Raw genomic sequence first — 16,936 nt, forward strand, 5'->3', positions numbered from 1 at the left:
GGTCGAGGCCAACGGTAGATCCCGGGTGTCATTGGTGATGCACCGCAACATTCCGGTCTAGCCTCGCGCCCCGGCGTCCTGCAGCAGCCTGGCCACCTCGCCTTGCTGCAACCGCAGTGCATGGCCGAGCGCCGTGGTGCCCGCTGAGTCCTCGATGTCCAGGTCCGCGCCGGCATCGATCAACAGGCGAACGACTTGCTGGTGCGCCTCGCCACCGTCGCCCAGGATGACTGCCTCCAGCAGGCAGGTCCAACCCAGGTTGTTCACGTGGTCCACATCGATCCGGGTTGCCAGAAGCAATTCCACGGTTTCCAGGTGGGCATGTTCGCAGGCCGGGATCAGGGCCGTGCCGCCGTAGCGGTTGGTGCTGGCCACATCGGCCCCGTGTTCGAGGGTGAGCGCCAGGATTTCGTTCAGCCCCTCGGCCCCCGCATAAAGGAACGCCGAATCGGCCATCGCATCCTTGGCGTTCACGTCGGCGCCCGCGAGGATCAGCTCTCGGGCGGCCTCCACGGCGTTGGCGCGCGTTGCGGCCACCAGCACCGGCCGGTCCTGTTCATCCCGGTGGTCGGGGTTCGCCCCGGACTCCAGCAGCCTGCGCACCTCGGGCCCGTCGTTCGCCACAGCCGCGGCCAGCAGTGTCTGGCCCAGTGCCGCGGAAACTTCGGGGTCGGCTTCGGGTGCGGACCCGCGCACTGGCGAGGGGGTCTCCGGGGTCCCGGTCCCCGGGGTGCTGCAGGCGCTCACCGCCAGCAGTGCTGCAAACAAGGAACCAGTGATCAGGGCGCGTACCGGGCGTGGAAGGGGCATGGCCCCATCCTAATTCCGGATCCCGGGCATGGTCGAGGCCAGGGGCGCCCCGGGTTCCCGCGCCGGTCTTCTGCGCGGGAACCCGGGAGGGCGGGCCGTCCTAGACCCTGGCCGGAACCTCCAGCTCGGGCAGGTAGACCTTGCCGCCGGCGGCGAGGAACTCCCGGCTCTTTTCGCGCATGCCGTCGTACATCCCGGCGATGGCGGCCTGCGAATCCGCCGACCCGTACTCGTCCCTGATGTCCTGGCTGATGCGCATCGAGCAGAACTTCGGGCCGCACATGGAGCAGAAGTGCGCGGTCTTGGCCGGTTCGGCCGGCAGCGTCTCGTCGTGGAAGGACTCCGCGGTGACCGGATCCAGCGACAGGGCGAACTGGTCGCGCCAGCGGAACTCGAAGCGCGCTTTGGACAGCGCATCGTCCCGCTCGGAAGCGCCCGGATGCCCCTTGGCCAGGTCCGCGGCGTGCGCGGCGATCTTGTAGGTGATGACCCCGGTCTTCACGTCGTCCTTGTTCGGCAGGCCCAGGTGTTCCTTGGGGGTCACGTAGCAGAGCATCGCGGTGCCGTAGCGGGCGATCTCCGTGGCGCCGATCGCGCTGGTGATGTGGTCGTAGCCCGGTGCGATGTCGGTGACCAGCGGGCCCAGCGTGTAGAAGGGCGCGCCCTGACACAGTTCCTGCTGCCGCTCGACGTTTTCCCGCACCAGATGGAACGGGATGTGCCCGGGCCCCTCGACCATGACCTGCACGTCGTATTCCCACGCCCGCGCCGTCAGCTCCGCCAGGGTGTCCAGCTCGGCGAATTGCGCGGCGTCGTTGGCATCGGCAATCGAGCCGGGGCGCAGCCCGTCGCCCAGGGAGAACGCCACGTCGTATTGCGCGAAGATCTCGCACAGTTCGTCGAAGTGCGTGTACAGGAAGTTCTCCTGGTGGTGCGCCAGGCACCAGCCGGCCATGATGGCCCCTCCGCGCGAGACGATGCCCGTCACCCGGTTGGCCGTCAGCGGCACGTAGCGCAGCAACACCCCGGCATGGATGGTCATGTAGTCGACGCCCTGCTCGCACTGCTCGATCACGGTGTCGCGGAAAATTTCCCAGGTCAGCGCGTTGGCCTCGCCGTTGACCTTTTCCAGCGCCTGGTAGATCGGTACGGTGCCGATGGGGACCGGGGCGTTGCGGATGAGCCATTCGCGGGTGGTGTGGATGTCGTCGCCCGTGGACAGGTCCATGACGGTGTCGGCGCCCCACTGGGTGGCCCATTGCAGCTTGTCCACTTCCTCGGCGATGGAACTTGTCACCGCGGAGTTGCCGATGTTGGCGTTGATCTTCACCAGGAACGCCTTGCCGATGACCATGGGCTCGGACTCGGGGTGGTTGATGTTGGCGGGGATGATCGCCCGGCCCGCGGCGACCTCGCTGCGCACCAGCTCCACGTCGCAGTTCTCACGCAGGGCAACGAAGCGCATTTCCGGGGTGGTGATGCCCCGGCGGGCGTAGTGCATCTGGGTCACCCGCTTCCCGGCGCCCGAGCGCCGCGGTTTGGGCCTGGCCCCCTTCCATTCGGCCGAGGCGGCTCCCCGGCGCATCGCCGACTTGCCGTCGTCGAGCAGGTTGCGTTCCCGGCCCGCATAAGTCTCGGTGTCCGAGCGTTCCGCGATCCACTGTGCGCGGAACGGAGGCAACCCCACGACCGGGTCGCTGCCCGGCCCCGCGGTGCGGTACACCCGCAGCGGGTCGTTGGGCTGCCCGTTGGGGGAGGGTTCCAACGCGATCTCGGTCACCGGGACCCGGATCCCTGATCCGGCATCCTCGAGGTAGGCCAGTGAATGGGACCTCAGGGACTGGGTTTCGGTTGCCGCGGGGGCGTCTTGGGCAGGGGTGGTCGTTGTTTCGATGGTGCTCAAGGAGTACTCACTTCCTTCGCCGGCATTACCCGGACAGGTTCGACGGTCGCAAGCTGCGTCAGCTCGATCTCAGCCCCTGCAAGGGCTCCCGTGTGGTCGTAAGTGAAGCTACAGCACATTCCGCCGAAGGGTCAAATGTAACGTTGGACACTCGCGGTGCGGGTTCCCGGCTGGCAAGCCCGGGGCGGCTTGCACTTCGTTGGGGGCGGAAAACGGCCCGGCTGCCGCTTGCGGCCCATGCCCGGTGGGCCGCGGCCGACTGCCCGCAAACGGCCGGCCGCGACACGTGGCGCGGGCTTGGTTTTTGCCGATCCGCTGCGGGCTTGGGTGACATGTTCGATGCCGAAATGCATTGGCAGGTGTCCAGCCGATGGTCCGGACTTCGCCGCATGGCCGGGAGTGTGGCAAAATAGATTCTTGGGTCTACTGGGTTCTGCTCCTGCCGCAGGGGGAACGAATCAACAGTTGAACCGCCGAGGATCCGCAAACGGGTCCCGGTACCAAGCTTCGGAACACCACATCTTTCCGCCAAAGCGTTTTTGCGCGTCGGGGAAAATAAGTGTCCCGTGTCTAAGGTGGGTGACCTGCGGCGTCTGCCTAGGAGATGCATTCATGCATATTCTCGACTCTGTCGATGCAGCCTCGCTGCGCACCGATGTTCCGGCCTTCCGCGCCGGTGACACCGTCAAGGTTCACGTAAACATCATCGAAGGCAAGAACTCCCGTGTCCAGGTCTTCCAGGGCTTCGTCCTTGGTCGCCAGGGCGATGGCGTTCGCGAAACCTTCACCGTTCGCAAGGTCTCCTTCGGCGTCGGCGTAGAGCGTACCTTCCCGGTACACTCCCCGGTCCTCGAAAAGATCGAACTGGTAACCCGCGGCGACGTTCGCCGTGCGAAGCTGTTCTACATGCGCGATCGCCACGGCAAGGCTGCGAAGATCCGCGAAAAGCGCGACTTCCGCACCGCCAAGTAGCAAGAAAAGCGAGTACCTTCGTTTCCGCCTTCGTGCGGTCACGGGGATCCATCGTGGATCAACCTACAGAATCGGATAGTTTTTCCGCTTCAGCAAAGCGCCGGTCCCGTTCGCGGGGCTGGCGCTTTGCCGTTGGCGCCCTCATGGCCGCGGCCGTGATCACCTTGGTGATCCGTGCGACGGTCGTTGATTTCTTCTACATCGGTTCCGCCTCCATGGAATCGACGTTGAACCCCGGCGACGGGCTCCTGGTGAACCGCCTTGCCTACAAGCACGAGCCCATCCAGCGCGGCGACATCATCATCTTCGACGGCCGGGGTTCCTTCCTGCCCTACCAGAGACCCAGCGCCGTGGATTCCCTCGCCTGGGCACTGCGCCTGGCCGGCAACGACTCGGTGTACGTCAAACGGGTCATCGGCGTGGCCGGGGACACCGTCACCTGCTGCGGACCGGACGGAAAAATCAGGGTCAACGGCCTTCCGCTCGATGAGCCCTACGTCTTTGCCGGCGACAATCCCAGTGAGCAGGAGTTCACCGCCCAGGTTCCGCACGGCCGCATCTGGGTCATGGGCGACCACCGCTCGGTCTCCGAGGATTCCCGGGCGTTGCTCGGTGCCCCCGGCGGCGGCATGATCCCCGTCGACAGGGTCCTGGGGCAGGTTACCGAGGTCATTTGGCCGCTTGACCGCAAGCGTCCCGTTGGCGACGGATCCATGGAGCCCGGTTTCGCATCGGGGAACGACTAGAAGCCACGGCCCTCGAGTCCCCGCTAAACCGGACAGGCTGCGGGGCTTCCAAGCGAAATTCTCAATGCGTGCGCGCTCTTCGTTCCCGCATGGCCACGGGTTAGAGTTTCACCCAGCGGTCAATATTGCTCGTAACGTGCCCAGCCTGGATGGCGCCAGCGCATCCAAAAATGCATCTGGCTGGACACCACCTTGATGGGGAGAACTCCACATGCAGGAATCATCGCGGACTTTTCTGAGGCGTGCCGGTGTCGCCGCCGCAACTGCGGCGTTCGTGGTAGGCAGCACCTTCGTGGCCGGACCCGCTCCGGCGACCGCCGGGCAGAGAACGGATCCCGCTGTCGCCGTGCCGACCGCCGTCGACGCGGCCGCGCCGGATGCACGGAGCGCGGCACTGCCCCAAGGGCTTGCCGAGGCCGTGCAACGAGACCTGGGCATGGGCGTCGAAGAGTTCAAGGCCCAGGGCGAACTCGTTGGCGTTGCCGATCAGCTCCGGACGGATTTGCAGGGTGCGGGGCTCAAGGCAACCTTTGCCATCGACGGGAACAAGATCGCCGTCAGCGTCGGGACGGCCGACCGCGAGGCGGTCGCCCAAAAGCTCGATGCGCTGACGCGGGGCACCGGGGTCGATCTCGCGCTTGCCACCGCGGAAGCGAACACAGCCTCCGCTTCCATGGCAACCGCCGCACCGACCAGGAAGAGCCCGGCGGACGTCGACGAGTTGTACAAGGCATACGCGGCGTCTGTCGATTCCGAGACGCTGAGCCAGCTCCAGGCGGTCATGGAGACAGCCGACGGCTACGTGATCCGCTCGGGATCCAAGGACAATCCGGCCCGTCCCGCTTCGCGAACCCTGACGTCCGGCGGCAAGCTGACACCTGAGGAGTTCGCGGTCCAGTACCCGGACGTCAGCATCCATGAAGCCGAGGGTCCCGCCACCGTCACCGCGGCCAATGACGTGCTCGGCGGCATGGGGTACGGTGCGCCCATCGGACAGGACGCGTATACCCTGTGTTCGCTGGGCTTCAACGGATTCAACGCCTCCGGAGACCCCGCAGCACTGTCGGCCGGGCATTGCACGCGCGACGGGCAGATCACCAACGTCTACATTGCCGAGCACGGCTCACCGGATGTATTTGAGGGTCTCGGTGCCAAACTCGGTTCCTTCGGCTTCTCGCAATTCGGTGGCCCCGGAAACACCTCGCTGACAACCGACGGCAAGCAAGTGCTTGGAAACATCGGCACCGACGTATCCGTGCTGGACAAGATCAACTCCGGACTCAGGCCGCAACCGCTTGTCACCGACTGGAAGGGGGTCGATGAGCGAGGTTCCGGAGCCAAGGTCACGGGTGTGGCCAGCGCCGTCATCGGGGCAAGCGTCTGCAAGTCGGGCCGGACCACGGGATGGACCTGCGGCACCGTTGACGAGATAGGGATTTTCATCGTCGGAGGGTTCAGGAACAGTTCCTCGGACCTTCGCGGCATCCGCGGCTTCGGCATGTCCAACCCCTGGTTCGCCAAGGCCTTTGAAGGCGATTCCGGCGGAGCGGTCATTTCCGGCGGCAAGGCCGTGGGACTCACCAGCGCGATTTCCGATGAGTCGGACGGGGCAAAGGGCCGTGCCTATTTCACCGACATCAACCAAGCGCTCAAGCAGGCCAAGGGCTACTCCATAAAGATCTTTGTCAACGCCCCCAAGATCACCACCAAGGTCAAGGGTGCGGGCATGGCGGCAGGGGCCAAGATTTCCGGAACAGTGGCATCGGCGCCGTCCGGTTCGACGGTCCAGGTGGTCTCCTCGGGAAAGAAGATCGCCACGGCCAAGATCTCCAAGGGCGCCTTCAGCTTCAAGACGCCGCAGAAGCTGGGCACATTCAAGTTCACGGTGCAGACGGCCAAGGGGTTCAGCAAATCCCGATCCACCGCGGGCTCCGTCAAACTGCTCATCCCGGCCCCGAGAATCACGGCACCCACAAACGGGGCGACCTCCGTCGGGTCCGTGACCAAGATTTCCGGCAAGGGATTTCCCGGTGCCACGGTGAAGCTGTCCGGCGCCGTGAAAGGCAAGGCGAAGGTCGGCAAGGACGGCAAATGGAGCAAAAAGACAGGCGCGCTGGGGTACGGCGGACACAAGATCACCGTCACGCAGTCCAAGGGCTCCCTAGTCTCCCGGGCGGCCGTCGCATCCTTCAAGGTTGCCGTTCCTGCCCCGGCGTTTACCGCACCGGCACGCAACACCGCATCCACCAAGGCACCGCGGGCCATTTCGGGGACCGGCATTCCGGGGGCCACGCTGAAGCTCAGCGGAGACGTCATCAAGAGCCTCACCATCGGCGGGAAGGGCAAATGGAGCGTCAAGCTGAAGAGCTCCTGGAGCCTCGGCAGCTACGGCATCAAGGCAACGCAGAAAGTCGGCAAGCATACCTCGGCAAACGCCCGGATCAGCTTTAAGGTCGTTCCAAAGGCGCCGTCGATCGCATCCCCGACCGCGGGCAGGAAATTCGCGCAGGACAAGGCGCCCACCACGATATCCGGCCGCGGCATTAGCGGGGCTACGGTGACGATCGTCCTGGGCAAGGCCAAATTGAGTACCACGGTTGTCAGGGGAGCCTGGAAGGCGCAGATCCCCGGAGGCTGGAAGGCCGGTTCCCACACGGCAACCGCCGTTCAGGTTCTCAAGAAGACCGCCTCGGCACCCATCAAGGTCAAATTCAGCGTCGCCGGGCCAGACGCGTCGTAGAGGCCGGCATCCAGGCCCATGGAGTCGAGCCCGCCCGATCCGTGGGGTTGCACCTCGCGGCGGATGCCGAAACCCGGAACCACGTGGGCGCTCTCGCCGAAGCTTCGCGCCACATAGGTAAATTGCCAGCGACGCAACGTAGGCTAGGAAGCGGCGGACGGCATTCAACCGGCGGCACCCAACAGCGGTGCCACGAATAGCGTGTCGCCAAGACAACAGTTAGATACCCCTGAAAGGGCCCCACGCACGTGACGCACGCCAGTGAGCCAGCCGCAGCATCCGAACGACCCCGCAGGAAAAGGAATCCCTTGTGGGCAGCGGTGCGAGAAATCATCATAGTTGTCGTCGTCGCCCTGGTGATCTCCCTGGTGGTGAAGACCTTCTTTTTCAGGGCCTTCTACATCCCCTCGGGCTCGATGGAAGAAACCCTGCAGAAGAACGACCGCATCTTCGCGAACCTCATGGTGCCCGGCCCCTTCGAACTCACCCGCGGCGACGTTGTCGTCTTCCGAGACGACCAGGGCTGGCTGCCGCCCATTGCCTCGACCGTGACCAACCCGCTCGGCGAATTCTTCGCCTTCGTCGGCCTGGTGCCGGACGCATCCAACCAGCACCTGATCAAGCGCATCATCGGCATGCCCGGTGACACCGTCAAATGCTGCGCCCCGGATGGAAAGCTGACCATCAACGGCGTCGAGATCACCGAGCCCTACATCTTCCCCGGGGATGCTCCCTCGGAGCAGGAATTCACCAAGGTGGTCCCGGAGGGCAAGCTATGGGTCATGGGCGACCACCGGGCCGAATCCGCCGATTCCCGCTACCACGAGGACGTACAGGACGGGTTCGTCGACATTTCCTCGGTCGAGGGCAAGGCCTCGGTCATCTCCTGGCCGCTTGACCGCATCGGAGGGATCTCCAACCACCCCGAGGTCTTCTCTAACGTGCCGGCCCCCAAGAGCCCGGCCCCCAGCAAATAATGGCTTCACAACCACCCACCCTCGAACACGAGCGTGCGCTGGCCGCACGCGGAGGCCACAAGCTCATCGGCGCCGCGGACGAGGTGGGCCGCGGGGCACTGGCCGGCCCGGTGTCCGTCGGCTACGTCGTCATCGACCCCAACGGCGTCCCGGACCTGCCGGGAGTGCGCGATTCCAAGCTGCTGAACGCCGAACAGCGCCAAACGCTGGTTCCGCTGATCAAGGAATGGGCCGCTGGCTGGGGCGTCGGGCACGCAAGCGCCGCCGAAATCGACGAACTGGGCCTGGTGCCTGCGCTGCGGCTGGCAGGCCTGCGGGCGGTCACGGCGGCCGGTGTGGAAGCCGACGCGGTGCTGCTGGACGGGAACCTGGACTGGCTCTCGGCCACCAGGCAGCCCACGCTGCTGGATTCGTTGATGCCCGGATTCGGGGAAGCCGGTGACATCGACGGACTCCTCATCCCCGTGCAAACCCTGATCAAGGGCGACTTGCTGGCGCTGTCCATCGCCGCGGCGTCGATTTTGGCCAAAGTCGAGCGTGACGAGCTGCTCGATGGCTACGATAGTGAACACCCGGCGTACGGTTGGATACAGAACAAGGGGTACGGCACCACGGGGCACCGGCAGGCAATCGTCGAGCAGGGGGCCACCGGGTACCACCGCAAGACCTGGCAGCTCACACCCAAGGGCTAGGGATACGTACAAGGAGGGCGAGGGAGCAACATGAGTGCCGAAGATCTTGAAAACTATGAAGCGGATTTGGAACTGCAGCTCTACCGCGAGTACAAGGACGTTGCGAACCTCTTCAACTTCGTGGTGGAAACCGAACGGCGTTTCTACCTGGCCAACGGGGTGGACCTGAAGACCCGCTCGGCCGACGGGGAGGTCTTCTTCGACCTGACCCTCACCGACGCCTGGGTGTGGGACGTCTACCGCACGGGCCGCTTCGTGAAGTCGGTGCGCATCGTCACGTTCAAGGACGTGAACATCGAGGAACTGAACCGCGTCGATGACTTGACGATCCCCAAGGACGGCCTGGACTGACCGGCCAACGCCGACTCGCAACACCTTTCCGCCCCGCAACCTCGGCCCCACCGCCGCCGGATGCGGGGCGGCGCTGTTACCCGTTCCCGGCGGCAGTCCCCGGGTCCGGCAATGCAGAGGCCCCGGACAGTATTGGGGATTCGTTGGTACGCTCATCGAAATGCCGGATCGGTGGCCAGCGGCCCGTTTCAGCTTCCCGCCGAAGTCACCTGTACAAGCAACGAGGGGTAGCGCACATGGTCAACAACGAACCGCCCGATGAATCAGCCAACGATGTTCCGGACGAGGGCGAGGGTGACGACCTGGGAAGCATGTACTTCGGCTTCCTCGGCGAAGAATGCCCGGAGGAGCGCCTCAACCTGAAAGACCTCGGGCTCACGTTCGAGAACGGGCAACCCGAGATGGAGATCGGGAAGCGCGCATTTGCCAACGGCATCACGGTACTGAACGATGCGCTCGCCGGGTACTCCCGAGTACTCGCGGAACGCGAAGGTAAACTGGCCGAGCTGCTCATGGATACCGACACGGACCCCCTGGTGCTTGACGCCTCCGACCGCGTGCACGAGGCGCTCTTCAGGCTCAAGGCGGGTCACCAGGCCTACACCGGGCACCCGTTTCTGGGGGATCCGCTCATGCGCACGAGCCAGCAGCACCCGGACCCGGACCAGTTCCCGGAGGACGACTTCGACTACCGCGCCCAGGAATACGATGAAGATGACAGCCACGGGCCGATCGGCCGTGAGCTCGGCGTCGTTGTCCCGTTGAACCTACTGCTGCAATCGGGCTCCGGGACCTTGGTCCAGGTGGCCGCCGCCCGGGTCTACGGCAACGGCGTCATGCTGGCTGTTGAATGCGCACAGGTCCGTGGGCAGCATGAGGACCTTGCCGCCTGGCGGCTGCGTGGCCGGACGGTGGCCGAATGCGAGCTCGAGGCCGACGACCCAGTGACCGGCTCGTTCTACCTCTGCAGCGTGCAGGGGATGGAACCGCGGGACTTCAACCGGGTGAATCGTTGCGGCGTGGAACTCTGGATGCCCGGGGTCCTCGGGGCGCGGCGGCTTCGCTGCGTCCTCAAGGTGGAGAACTTCCCCGACATCCACGGCGATGCCGAACCGCTCGGCATGGAATTCGAGCTCGATCCCGAGGTCCTGCGCCAAGCGGCGGCAAGGATCCACCGCCCCTGAAGGTCCCAGCGCCCACTTCGAACGAACCCCGGTTGATGCGCGCCGCCGGGCTTATCCACATTCCCGACGCAGCCCGCCCCGCACCCGGCATCAAGCGGCCACGCTGGGTGCAATGAACCATTCGGGGCCGGCGCGCATAATGGTGGCCGGCCCGGGGAGTGCCGAAGGGAGCGTGGGACACGTGAACCACAACCAGGAGCTGGGTGCCAGGGGCGAGGAGCTTGCCGCAACCTACCTGGCCGGTGTCGGGTACACCGTGCTGGAGAGGAATTGGCGGTGCAAGATCGGCGAGCTGGACATCATCGCCGACGACGCTGGCCAGATCGTCGGGGTGGAGGTGAAGACGCGCAGCTCGCTGGGCTTCGGGCATCCCGCCGAGGCGGTGAACCCGGCCAAGTTGCGGCGGATCTCCAGGTTGGCCCGGCGCTGGTGCGTTGAACACCGCAGGGACGCCCGCACGGTGCGCGTCGACGTGCTGGCGATCATCATGGCGCCCGGGCGTGAACCGAGCATCGAGCACCTGATCGGGGTCGAATCATGAGCCTGGCGCGGACGCTGGGTATCGGGCTGACCGGCCTGAACGGCCAGCTCATCGAAATCGAGGCCGACGTCGGCAACGGCATCCCCGGCTTCCTGCTGCTCGGGTTGCCCGATGCGTCGCTGAACGAATCGCGTGAACGGATCCGCTCCGCGGCACGAAACTCCGGCATCCCCTTGCCCAACCGCCGCATCACCGTGAACCTGACCCCGGCGACACTGCACAAGCGCGGCTCCGGCTTCGACCTGGCGATCTTGCTGGCAACCCTTGCCGCGGACCGGAGCATCACGCCCCAGCCCGAGGTCGTCTACCTGGCCGAGCTTGGGCTTGACGGGTCCCTGCGCCCGGTGGCAGGAGTGCTGCCCTCGGTCATGGCCGCCGTGCGTGCCGGCTACCCGGAGATCGTTGTTGCCGCCGGGAACCTTGCCGAGGCCGAACTGGTTGCCGGGGCCAAGGTGCGCTCCTACGACCACCTGTCCCAGCTGCTCGCCGACTGCGGTGCGGATCCGTCCGAACTGCGTTTCCGGGCGCGGCACCATTCCCCGCAACGCAAGCCGGGGGCGTGGGAGGGACTCGATGTGCGGGCGCTGGACCTCGCAGAGGTGGTAGGCCAGGCGCAGGGACGCTACGCGTTGGAGGTCGCGGCGGCCGGCGGGCACCACCTTTTGCTCACCGGGCCGCCGGGCGCGGGCAAGACCATGCTTGCACAGCGCTTGCCCGGCCTGCTCCCGGACCTTGACGACACCCAGGCCATGGAAACCACTGCCGTGCATTCGCTCGCGGCAGGAGGCGGGCAGATCACCGCCTTGATCCGCCGCCCGCCGTTCGAGGCCCCGCACCACAGTGCCTCGATGGTGGCGCTGATCGGCGGGGGCAGTGGTGTCCCGCGACCAGGTGCCGCATCCAGGGCTCACCGGGGAGTACTGTTCCTCGACGAAAGCCCCGAGTTCAGTGCCACGGCACTCGACGCCTTGCGCCAGCCGCTCGAGTCCGGGGTGCTGACCCTGCACCGGGCGGCGGGCACGGCGACCTATCCGGCACGGTTCCAGCTGGTGATGGCGGCGAACCCGTGCCCGTGCGGGCGGAACCTGGGCAAGGGGACGGATTGCACCTGCACACCCATGCAACGCCGCCGCTACCTAGCCAGACTCTCGGGCCCGCTGCTGGACCGGATCGACATGCAGCTCTTTGTCCCGCAGCTTTCGGCGCGTGAGATGGCCTCGCGCGGCCCCGTTGAATCCTCCGCGTTGGTTGCCGCCCGTGTCCGCGAGGCCAGGGTGCAACAGCGGGACAGGCTCAAGCGCTGGGGCATAGGCACCAACGCAGAGCTACCCGGTTCGATCCTGCGCAACGAACTGCGCTTGGTTGCCGCGGCCACCGCCGGGTTGAACAAGGCGGCGGAATCCCTGCGGCTCAGTGCGCGGGGGTATGACAGAGTGCTGCGCATTGCCTGGAGCATCGCGGACCTGAACTCGCATGCCTGCCCCACCGCCGGGGACGTGGACGTGGCCTTGCAACTACGCCAGCGTGGCAAGGGAGACGTCGGGTAGAAGCATGCGCCTGTACGAAGCGGTGCTCGACGTATAGGGATCGTGTCGTGGATCATTGGCTCATGCGCAAATCCGTTTGGGGCACAGACACGGCCCACCATTCATCGATCGGCTCGGCGGGGTCGATCGCCTCGGCCGGATCAATAGGCTCGGTGGCCTCGGCCGGTTCCATCGCCTCGGTGGCCTCGGCCGGATCAATAGGCTCGGTGGCCTCGGCCGGTTCCATCGCCTCGGTGGCCTCGGCCGGTTCCATCGCCTCGGTGGCCTCGGCCGGTTCCATCGCCTCGGTGGCCTCGGCCGGTTCCATCGCCTCGGTGGCCTCGGCCGGATCAATAGGCTCGGTGGCCTCGGCCGGTTCCATCGCCTCGGTGGCCTCGGCCGGTTCCATCGCCTCGGTGGCCTCGGCCGGATCAATAGGCTCGGTGGCCTCGGCCGGTTCGATCGCGGCGGTCGGATCCATTGGGTCCGTCGCCTCGATCGGTGCAATCGGAAAAATTGGCTACATCGGCAACATGCCGATCACCACCTTGGTCGGGATGGTCCTGTCCGCAATACGGGCCAGGCGGGCTAGGTTGCGAGGTAGCTGCGTGCCGGCGAGAACCGCTTGACCAGCAGTGCCATCAAACCGTCCACGACCAGCGCGAGCGCCGTCACCAGCACCGCACCAACCAGCACCTGGCCATAGTCGTACAGGGCCAGCCCATCGAAGATGTAGCGGCCCAGCCCGCCAAGGTTCACGTACGCAGCGATGGTCGCGGTGGCAATGACCTGCAGGATCGCCCCGCGCAGCCCGCCGAGCATCAGCGGCAACGCCAGCGGGAGCTCGACCTGCAGGATGAGACGCGAATCCTTCATGCCCATGGCACGCGCCGAATCCACGACCAGCGGGTCGACGTTTGCCACCCCCGAGTACACTCCGGCCAGGATCGGCGGAATGGCGATGAGGATCAACGCCACCAGGGGCGGGAAGATCCCAAGGCCCATCAGCAGCACCAGCAGCGTCATGATGCCCAAGGACGGCAAAGCCCGCAGGACGTTGGACAGGGACACCAGCACGACCTTGCCGCGCCCGGTGTGGCCGATGAACAAGCCCAGCGGGAAGGCGACCACCAAGGCCGCGAGCACCGCAAGGAAGGAATACCAGAGGTGTTCGGCCAGCCGGGCGGCGATTCCGCCCTCGCCCGCCCAGTTGGCGCCGGTGCCCAGGTAGGTCAGCATGTCGTTGATCATTTATTGCCTCCGAGGGACGGATCGACGGTTGCCTGCGTTGCGGCAAGGCCGGCACCAGCGCCCCTTGGCACGGCGCTCGCCGAGTCTCCGGCATTCTTCGCCGAAAGCCACGGGGTCAACAGCTGGCCGATCACCGCGACCACCCGGTCAAGGACCAGGGCCAGCAACAGGATCATGATGATGCCGGCCATGATCTGGTCGGGATAGTTGCGCTGGTACCCGGAGGTGAACAGCTGCCCCAGTCCGCCAATGCCGATCACCGCGCCCACGGAGACAAGGGAAACGTTCGTCACGACCGCCACGCGGGTTCCCGCGGCCAACGGGGCCAACGCCAGCGGAAGATCCACCAGCAGGCGGCGCCTGGCCGGCGAGTACCCCATGGCTTCTGCGGAATTGAGCACATCGGCGGGAACCGCATCCAGCGCGTCAAAGACCGTGCGCACCAGCAGCGACGCCGAATACAGGCTCAGCGCGATCACCACATTGATCGGATCAAGGATCTGCGTGCCAAGCAGCGTGGGCATCACCACGAACAATGCCAGCGACGGCACGGTGAAGACCGCACTTGCCACGGTGGTGATGAGGGTTCGCGCTCGCCGGCGGTTTCCGAAGACGAGCCCCAGCACCAGCGCCAGCACCAGGCCGACCACGATGGGGATGACCGATAGGTACAGGTGTTCGATTGTGAGTTCCCAAACCTGCTCGAGGTTTGCCAGCAGCCATTTCATGCCCCGGCCACCACCCCGGGGCGAAGGTGCGGGGTCAGGTCGCCGAGGGTGATGTAACCGGCCGGCCGCCCCCCCGCGTCAAGCAGCAGTGCGGCGGCGATCGGGGACGCCAGCACCGCGTCGAGGCCCATGCGCAGGGAGTCCCCGGGGCGCAGCGCGCCGGCGACGGCAAAGCGGGCTCCGTCGGTGTTGACCCATTGGGCCGCGCCGTCCGCGCCCGCCGTCCCGTGGCCCGCAGATGGCTCCAGGACCCAGCCGGGGGCGAGCGCGGACATGTCGATGCTCCCATCTCTGCGCGGGGCCGGCAGCGGGGTGCTGGGGACGTGATCGAGCGTGTCGAAGGACAGTGCCCGGAAGCCCCTGTCCTTGGACACCAGCGAGGCGACAAATTCGTTGGCGGGGCGCGTGAGGATTTCCGCGGGCGGGGCGTATTGCTGCAGGTGGCCGCCCGGCGCCATGACGGCGATCTTGTCCCCGAGGGTCAGCGCCTCGTCGATGTCGTGGGTGACCATGACGATGGTTTTCTTGATTTCGGCCTGCAGGTGCCGGACCTCCTGCTGGAGTTCCTCGCGCACGATCGGGTCCACGGCGCTGAATGGCTCGTCCATCAACAGGATGGGCGGGTCGGCCGCCAGAGCGCGTGCCACGCCCACGCGCTGCTGCTGCCCGCCGGAGAGCTGGGCGGGATAGCGGTGGGCCACCGAGGCATCCAGCCCGACGCGTTCCAGTGCCTCGTGGGCCTTGGCCCTGGCCGCCGTCTTGGACAGCCCCAGCAGCCGCTGGACGGTGGCGACATTGTCGATCACGGTGCGGTGGGGAAACAGTCCGCCGTTTTGCAGGACGTAGCCGATGCCCAGGCGCAGGGACACGGGGCGGATTTCCGCCACGTCTTGCCCGTCGACGAGGATGCGCCCGCTGGTGGGGGTCACCATGCGGTTGATCATGCGCATGGACGTGGTCTTGCCGCAGCCGCTGGGGCCCACGAGGACCGTGAAAGTACCTGTTTCGATGTGAAGGTCGAGGTTATCCACCGCTGTGGTGCCTCCGGGGTAGGTCTTGGAGACGGATTCGAAGGTGATCATCGGGAAAGTTCCTTCTGGGAGGCGGTGTTGGCGCGTGGTTCCGGGAAAAATATGGGGGTTGGCAACCGGCGGGTAACGGCAACCAACCCCCATTCGAACATGTGTTCGATAATGGTTTTTATGCTACTTGGTGATCAAGCCCTGCTCGGTAAGCCAGGCAGTCGCCGCAGCCTTCGGCTCGGTCTTCGACTCCCCGGAGACCTGCTCATTGAGCTTGATCAGCTCCTCCGTGCTCAGCTTCGCCGAAATGGCGTCGATGGTCTCGATCGCCTTCATGTCCAGCTTGTCCTTGCCCGCCACGGGGATGACCTGCTGGGCAGGGAAATTGTTCTTGGGATCCTCCAGCACCACAAGATCGTTCGCCGGTATTGCGGTGCTGGTCGTAAAGATGTTCGCCGCGGTCACGGAGCCATCCAGCAGCGCCTTCACCGTTGCCGGGCCACCGCCATCGGCGATCGGGACGAACTTGGCGGGAACCAACCCGTAGTTCTTCTCCAGCCCCGGCAACCCAACCGGGCGTTCCTTGAACTCCGGAGGCCCGGCAATCGTCACCTCGGCATTGTGGGCGGCAAGATCGCCGATGGACTTCAGGTTCCATTTGTCGGCGGTGGCCCGCGTGACAACCACGGAGTCCTTGTCTTGCGCGGCAGCGGGGGTCAGAGCAACAAGGTTCTTGGCCAACAGCGCGGCCGGAAGCTCATTGAGGATCGAAGCGGGCGTGCTGACATCCGCGTTCTTGTCCAAGAAGAGCAGCAGGTTGCCCGTGTAGTCGGGGATCAAGTCAATGGAGCCATCGGCGAGAGCCGGAATGTAGGCCTCGCGGGAGCCGATATTGAATTTCGTCGCCACGTCGTAGCCTTTGGCCTTGAGCGCCTCGGCGTAGAGGTTGCCGATGATCTCGGATTCGGTGAAGTTGGCCGAGGAAACCGTCAACTTCGAGGCGGCGGCCGAGCCACCGGAAGTTTCCGGGGCGGCGGTGGGATCCGAGCAGCCGCTGAGGATCAATGATCCAGCGACCACCGAGAGGGCGACTAGGAGGGGAAATCTTCTTCTGTTCGTCATGGTTAGCCTGAATTCGTCTAGAGAGATTCTGCAGGAACATCTATCTCGCTTCCGCCCTGAGGGCGAGAGCCACTCGACCATCGTTGCCTACTATGCAGGCCACAAGCAATATTTGATTTTCCAGGTCGCCCCATTGGGCGCCTACGCGTCACCGTGCGTCACCGTCAAACCCCAAAGCACGCCGCGCCCGACCGGGCGATTCCCAAGGGTCTCGGACCGGCCGGGGGACCTGCCCGCACAAGAACCGGAAAACCACGCCAACCCGCCGCACCGGCACAGTCCGGACCCGCGCACACCAACCGACCCGGCCCGGCGCCCATGATGGGTCCACCCTTAGGTAAAGGCAACGACAGCCTCAAGGGGACAGCTAG

At 65.7% G+C, this 16,936-nt stretch carries 16 protein-coding genes and 1 riboswitch; of the genes, 9 read left to right on the top strand and 7 right to left on the bottom strand.

The features are described 5' to 3' along the window. Positions 1–57 precede the first annotated feature (57 nt). Both JOF47_RS05985 and thiC read right to left on the bottom strand, forming a co-directional pair. Positions 58–810 carry an ankyrin repeat domain-containing protein gene (locus tag JOF47_RS05985; RefSeq protein WP_209996593.1) on the bottom strand — a complete coding sequence of 251 codons (753 nt, stop codon included), beginning with the start codon at positions 808–810 and terminating at the stop codon, positions 58–60. A 100-nt stretch (positions 811–910) separates the two neighbouring features. Then, positions 911–2,713: a phosphomethylpyrimidine synthase ThiC gene (thiC, locus tag JOF47_RS05990; RefSeq protein WP_209996596.1), complete on the bottom strand. Its 1,803-nt coding sequence runs from the start codon at positions 2,711–2,713 to the stop codon at positions 911–913. After that, a riboswitch (TPP riboswitch) is annotated at positions 2,708–2,815 on the bottom strand. Its footprint overlaps the gene before it by 6 nt. A 510-nt stretch (positions 2,816–3,325) precedes the next feature. Here thiC and rplS point away from each other — a divergent pair. From rplS to JOF47_RS06035, 9 genes are all read left to right on the top strand, one after another. Beyond that, complete coding sequence (rplS, locus tag JOF47_RS05995) at positions 3,326–3,685, top strand: 50S ribosomal protein L19 (protein ID WP_209996598.1); 360 nt, start codon at positions 3,326–3,328, stop codon at positions 3,683–3,685. Positions 3,686–3,738: 53 nt separating this feature from the next. After that, positions 3,739–4,431 carry a signal peptidase I gene (lepB, locus tag JOF47_RS06000; protein WP_377738091.1) on the top strand — a complete coding sequence of 231 codons (693 nt, stop codon included), beginning with the start codon at positions 3,739–3,741 and terminating at the stop codon, positions 4,429–4,431. Positions 4,432–4,642: 211 nt separating this feature from the next. After that, positions 4,643–7,171: a S1 family peptidase gene (locus JOF47_RS06005; RefSeq protein ID WP_209996599.1), complete on the top strand. Its 2,529-nt coding sequence runs from the start codon at positions 4,643–4,645 to the stop codon at positions 7,169–7,171. Between the two features lie 308 nt (positions 7,172–7,479). Beyond that, a complete protein-coding gene (gene lepB / locus JOF47_RS06010) occupies positions 7,480–8,148 on the top strand; it encodes a signal peptidase I (protein ID WP_245356277.1) in 669 nt (222 codons plus the stop codon). Next, entirely contained in the window at positions 8,148–8,840 is a 693-nt protein-coding gene (locus JOF47_RS06015) for a ribonuclease HII (protein ID WP_209996601.1), read from the top strand. The genes lepB (JOF47_RS06010) and JOF47_RS06015 overlap by 1 nt, the downstream gene beginning before the upstream one ends. Positions 8,841–8,870: 30 nt before the next feature. Beyond that, entirely contained in the window at positions 8,871–9,191 is a 321-nt protein-coding gene (locus tag JOF47_RS06020) for a DUF2469 domain-containing protein (RefSeq protein WP_209996602.1), read from the top strand. Between the two features lie 236 nt (positions 9,192–9,427). Next, positions 9,428–10,375 carry a hypothetical protein gene (locus tag JOF47_RS06025; protein ID WP_209996603.1) on the top strand — a complete coding sequence of 316 codons (948 nt, stop codon included), beginning with the start codon at positions 9,428–9,430 and terminating at the stop codon, positions 10,373–10,375. A gap of 181 nt (positions 10,376–10,556) precedes the next feature. After that, a complete protein-coding gene (locus tag JOF47_RS06030) occupies positions 10,557–10,916 on the top strand; it encodes a YraN family protein (protein WP_342592716.1) in 360 nt (119 codons plus the stop codon). Then, complete coding sequence (locus JOF47_RS06035) at positions 10,913–12,463, top strand: YifB family Mg chelatase-like AAA ATPase (protein WP_209996604.1); 1,551 nt, start codon at positions 10,913–10,915, stop codon at positions 12,461–12,463. The genes JOF47_RS06030 and JOF47_RS06035 overlap by 4 nt, the downstream gene beginning before the upstream one ends. A 52-nt stretch (positions 12,464–12,515) precedes the next feature. Here the strand turns inward: JOF47_RS06035 and JOF47_RS06040 are convergent, their stop codons facing one another. The 5 genes from JOF47_RS06040 to JOF47_RS06060 form a co-directional block, all read right to left on the bottom strand. Next, on the bottom strand, positions 12,516–12,923 hold the full coding sequence (locus tag JOF47_RS06040; RefSeq protein WP_209996605.1) for a DUF4573 domain-containing protein: 408 nt from the start codon (positions 12,921–12,923) through the stop codon (positions 12,516–12,518). A gap of 107 nt (positions 12,924–13,030) precedes the next feature. Next, positions 13,031–13,693: an ABC transporter permease gene (locus JOF47_RS06045; protein WP_209996608.1), complete on the bottom strand. Its 663-nt coding sequence runs from the start codon at positions 13,691–13,693 to the stop codon at positions 13,031–13,033. Continuing rightward, complete coding sequence (locus tag JOF47_RS06050; RefSeq protein WP_209996610.1) at positions 13,690–14,421, bottom strand: ABC transporter permease; 732 nt, start codon at positions 14,419–14,421, stop codon at positions 13,690–13,692. The genes JOF47_RS06045 and JOF47_RS06050 overlap by 4 nt, the downstream gene beginning before the upstream one ends. Further along, positions 14,418–15,503 (bottom strand): ABC transporter ATP-binding protein, encoded by a 1,086-nt coding sequence (locus JOF47_RS06055; protein WP_209996611.1) that lies wholly within the window; start codon positions 15,501–15,503, stop codon positions 14,418–14,420. The genes JOF47_RS06050 and JOF47_RS06055 overlap by 4 nt, the downstream gene beginning before the upstream one ends. A gap of 123 nt (positions 15,504–15,626) precedes the next feature. After that, complete coding sequence (locus tag JOF47_RS06060) at positions 15,627–16,523, bottom strand: ABC transporter substrate-binding protein (RefSeq protein WP_342592717.1); 897 nt, start codon at positions 16,521–16,523, stop codon at positions 15,627–15,629. Between the last annotated feature and the right edge of the window lie 413 nt (positions 16,524–16,936).

It is taken from the genome of Paeniglutamicibacter kerguelensis (genome assembly GCF_017876535.1).
Classification (GTDB): domain Bacteria; phylum Actinomycetota; class Actinomycetes; order Actinomycetales; family Micrococcaceae; genus Paeniglutamicibacter; species Paeniglutamicibacter kerguelensis.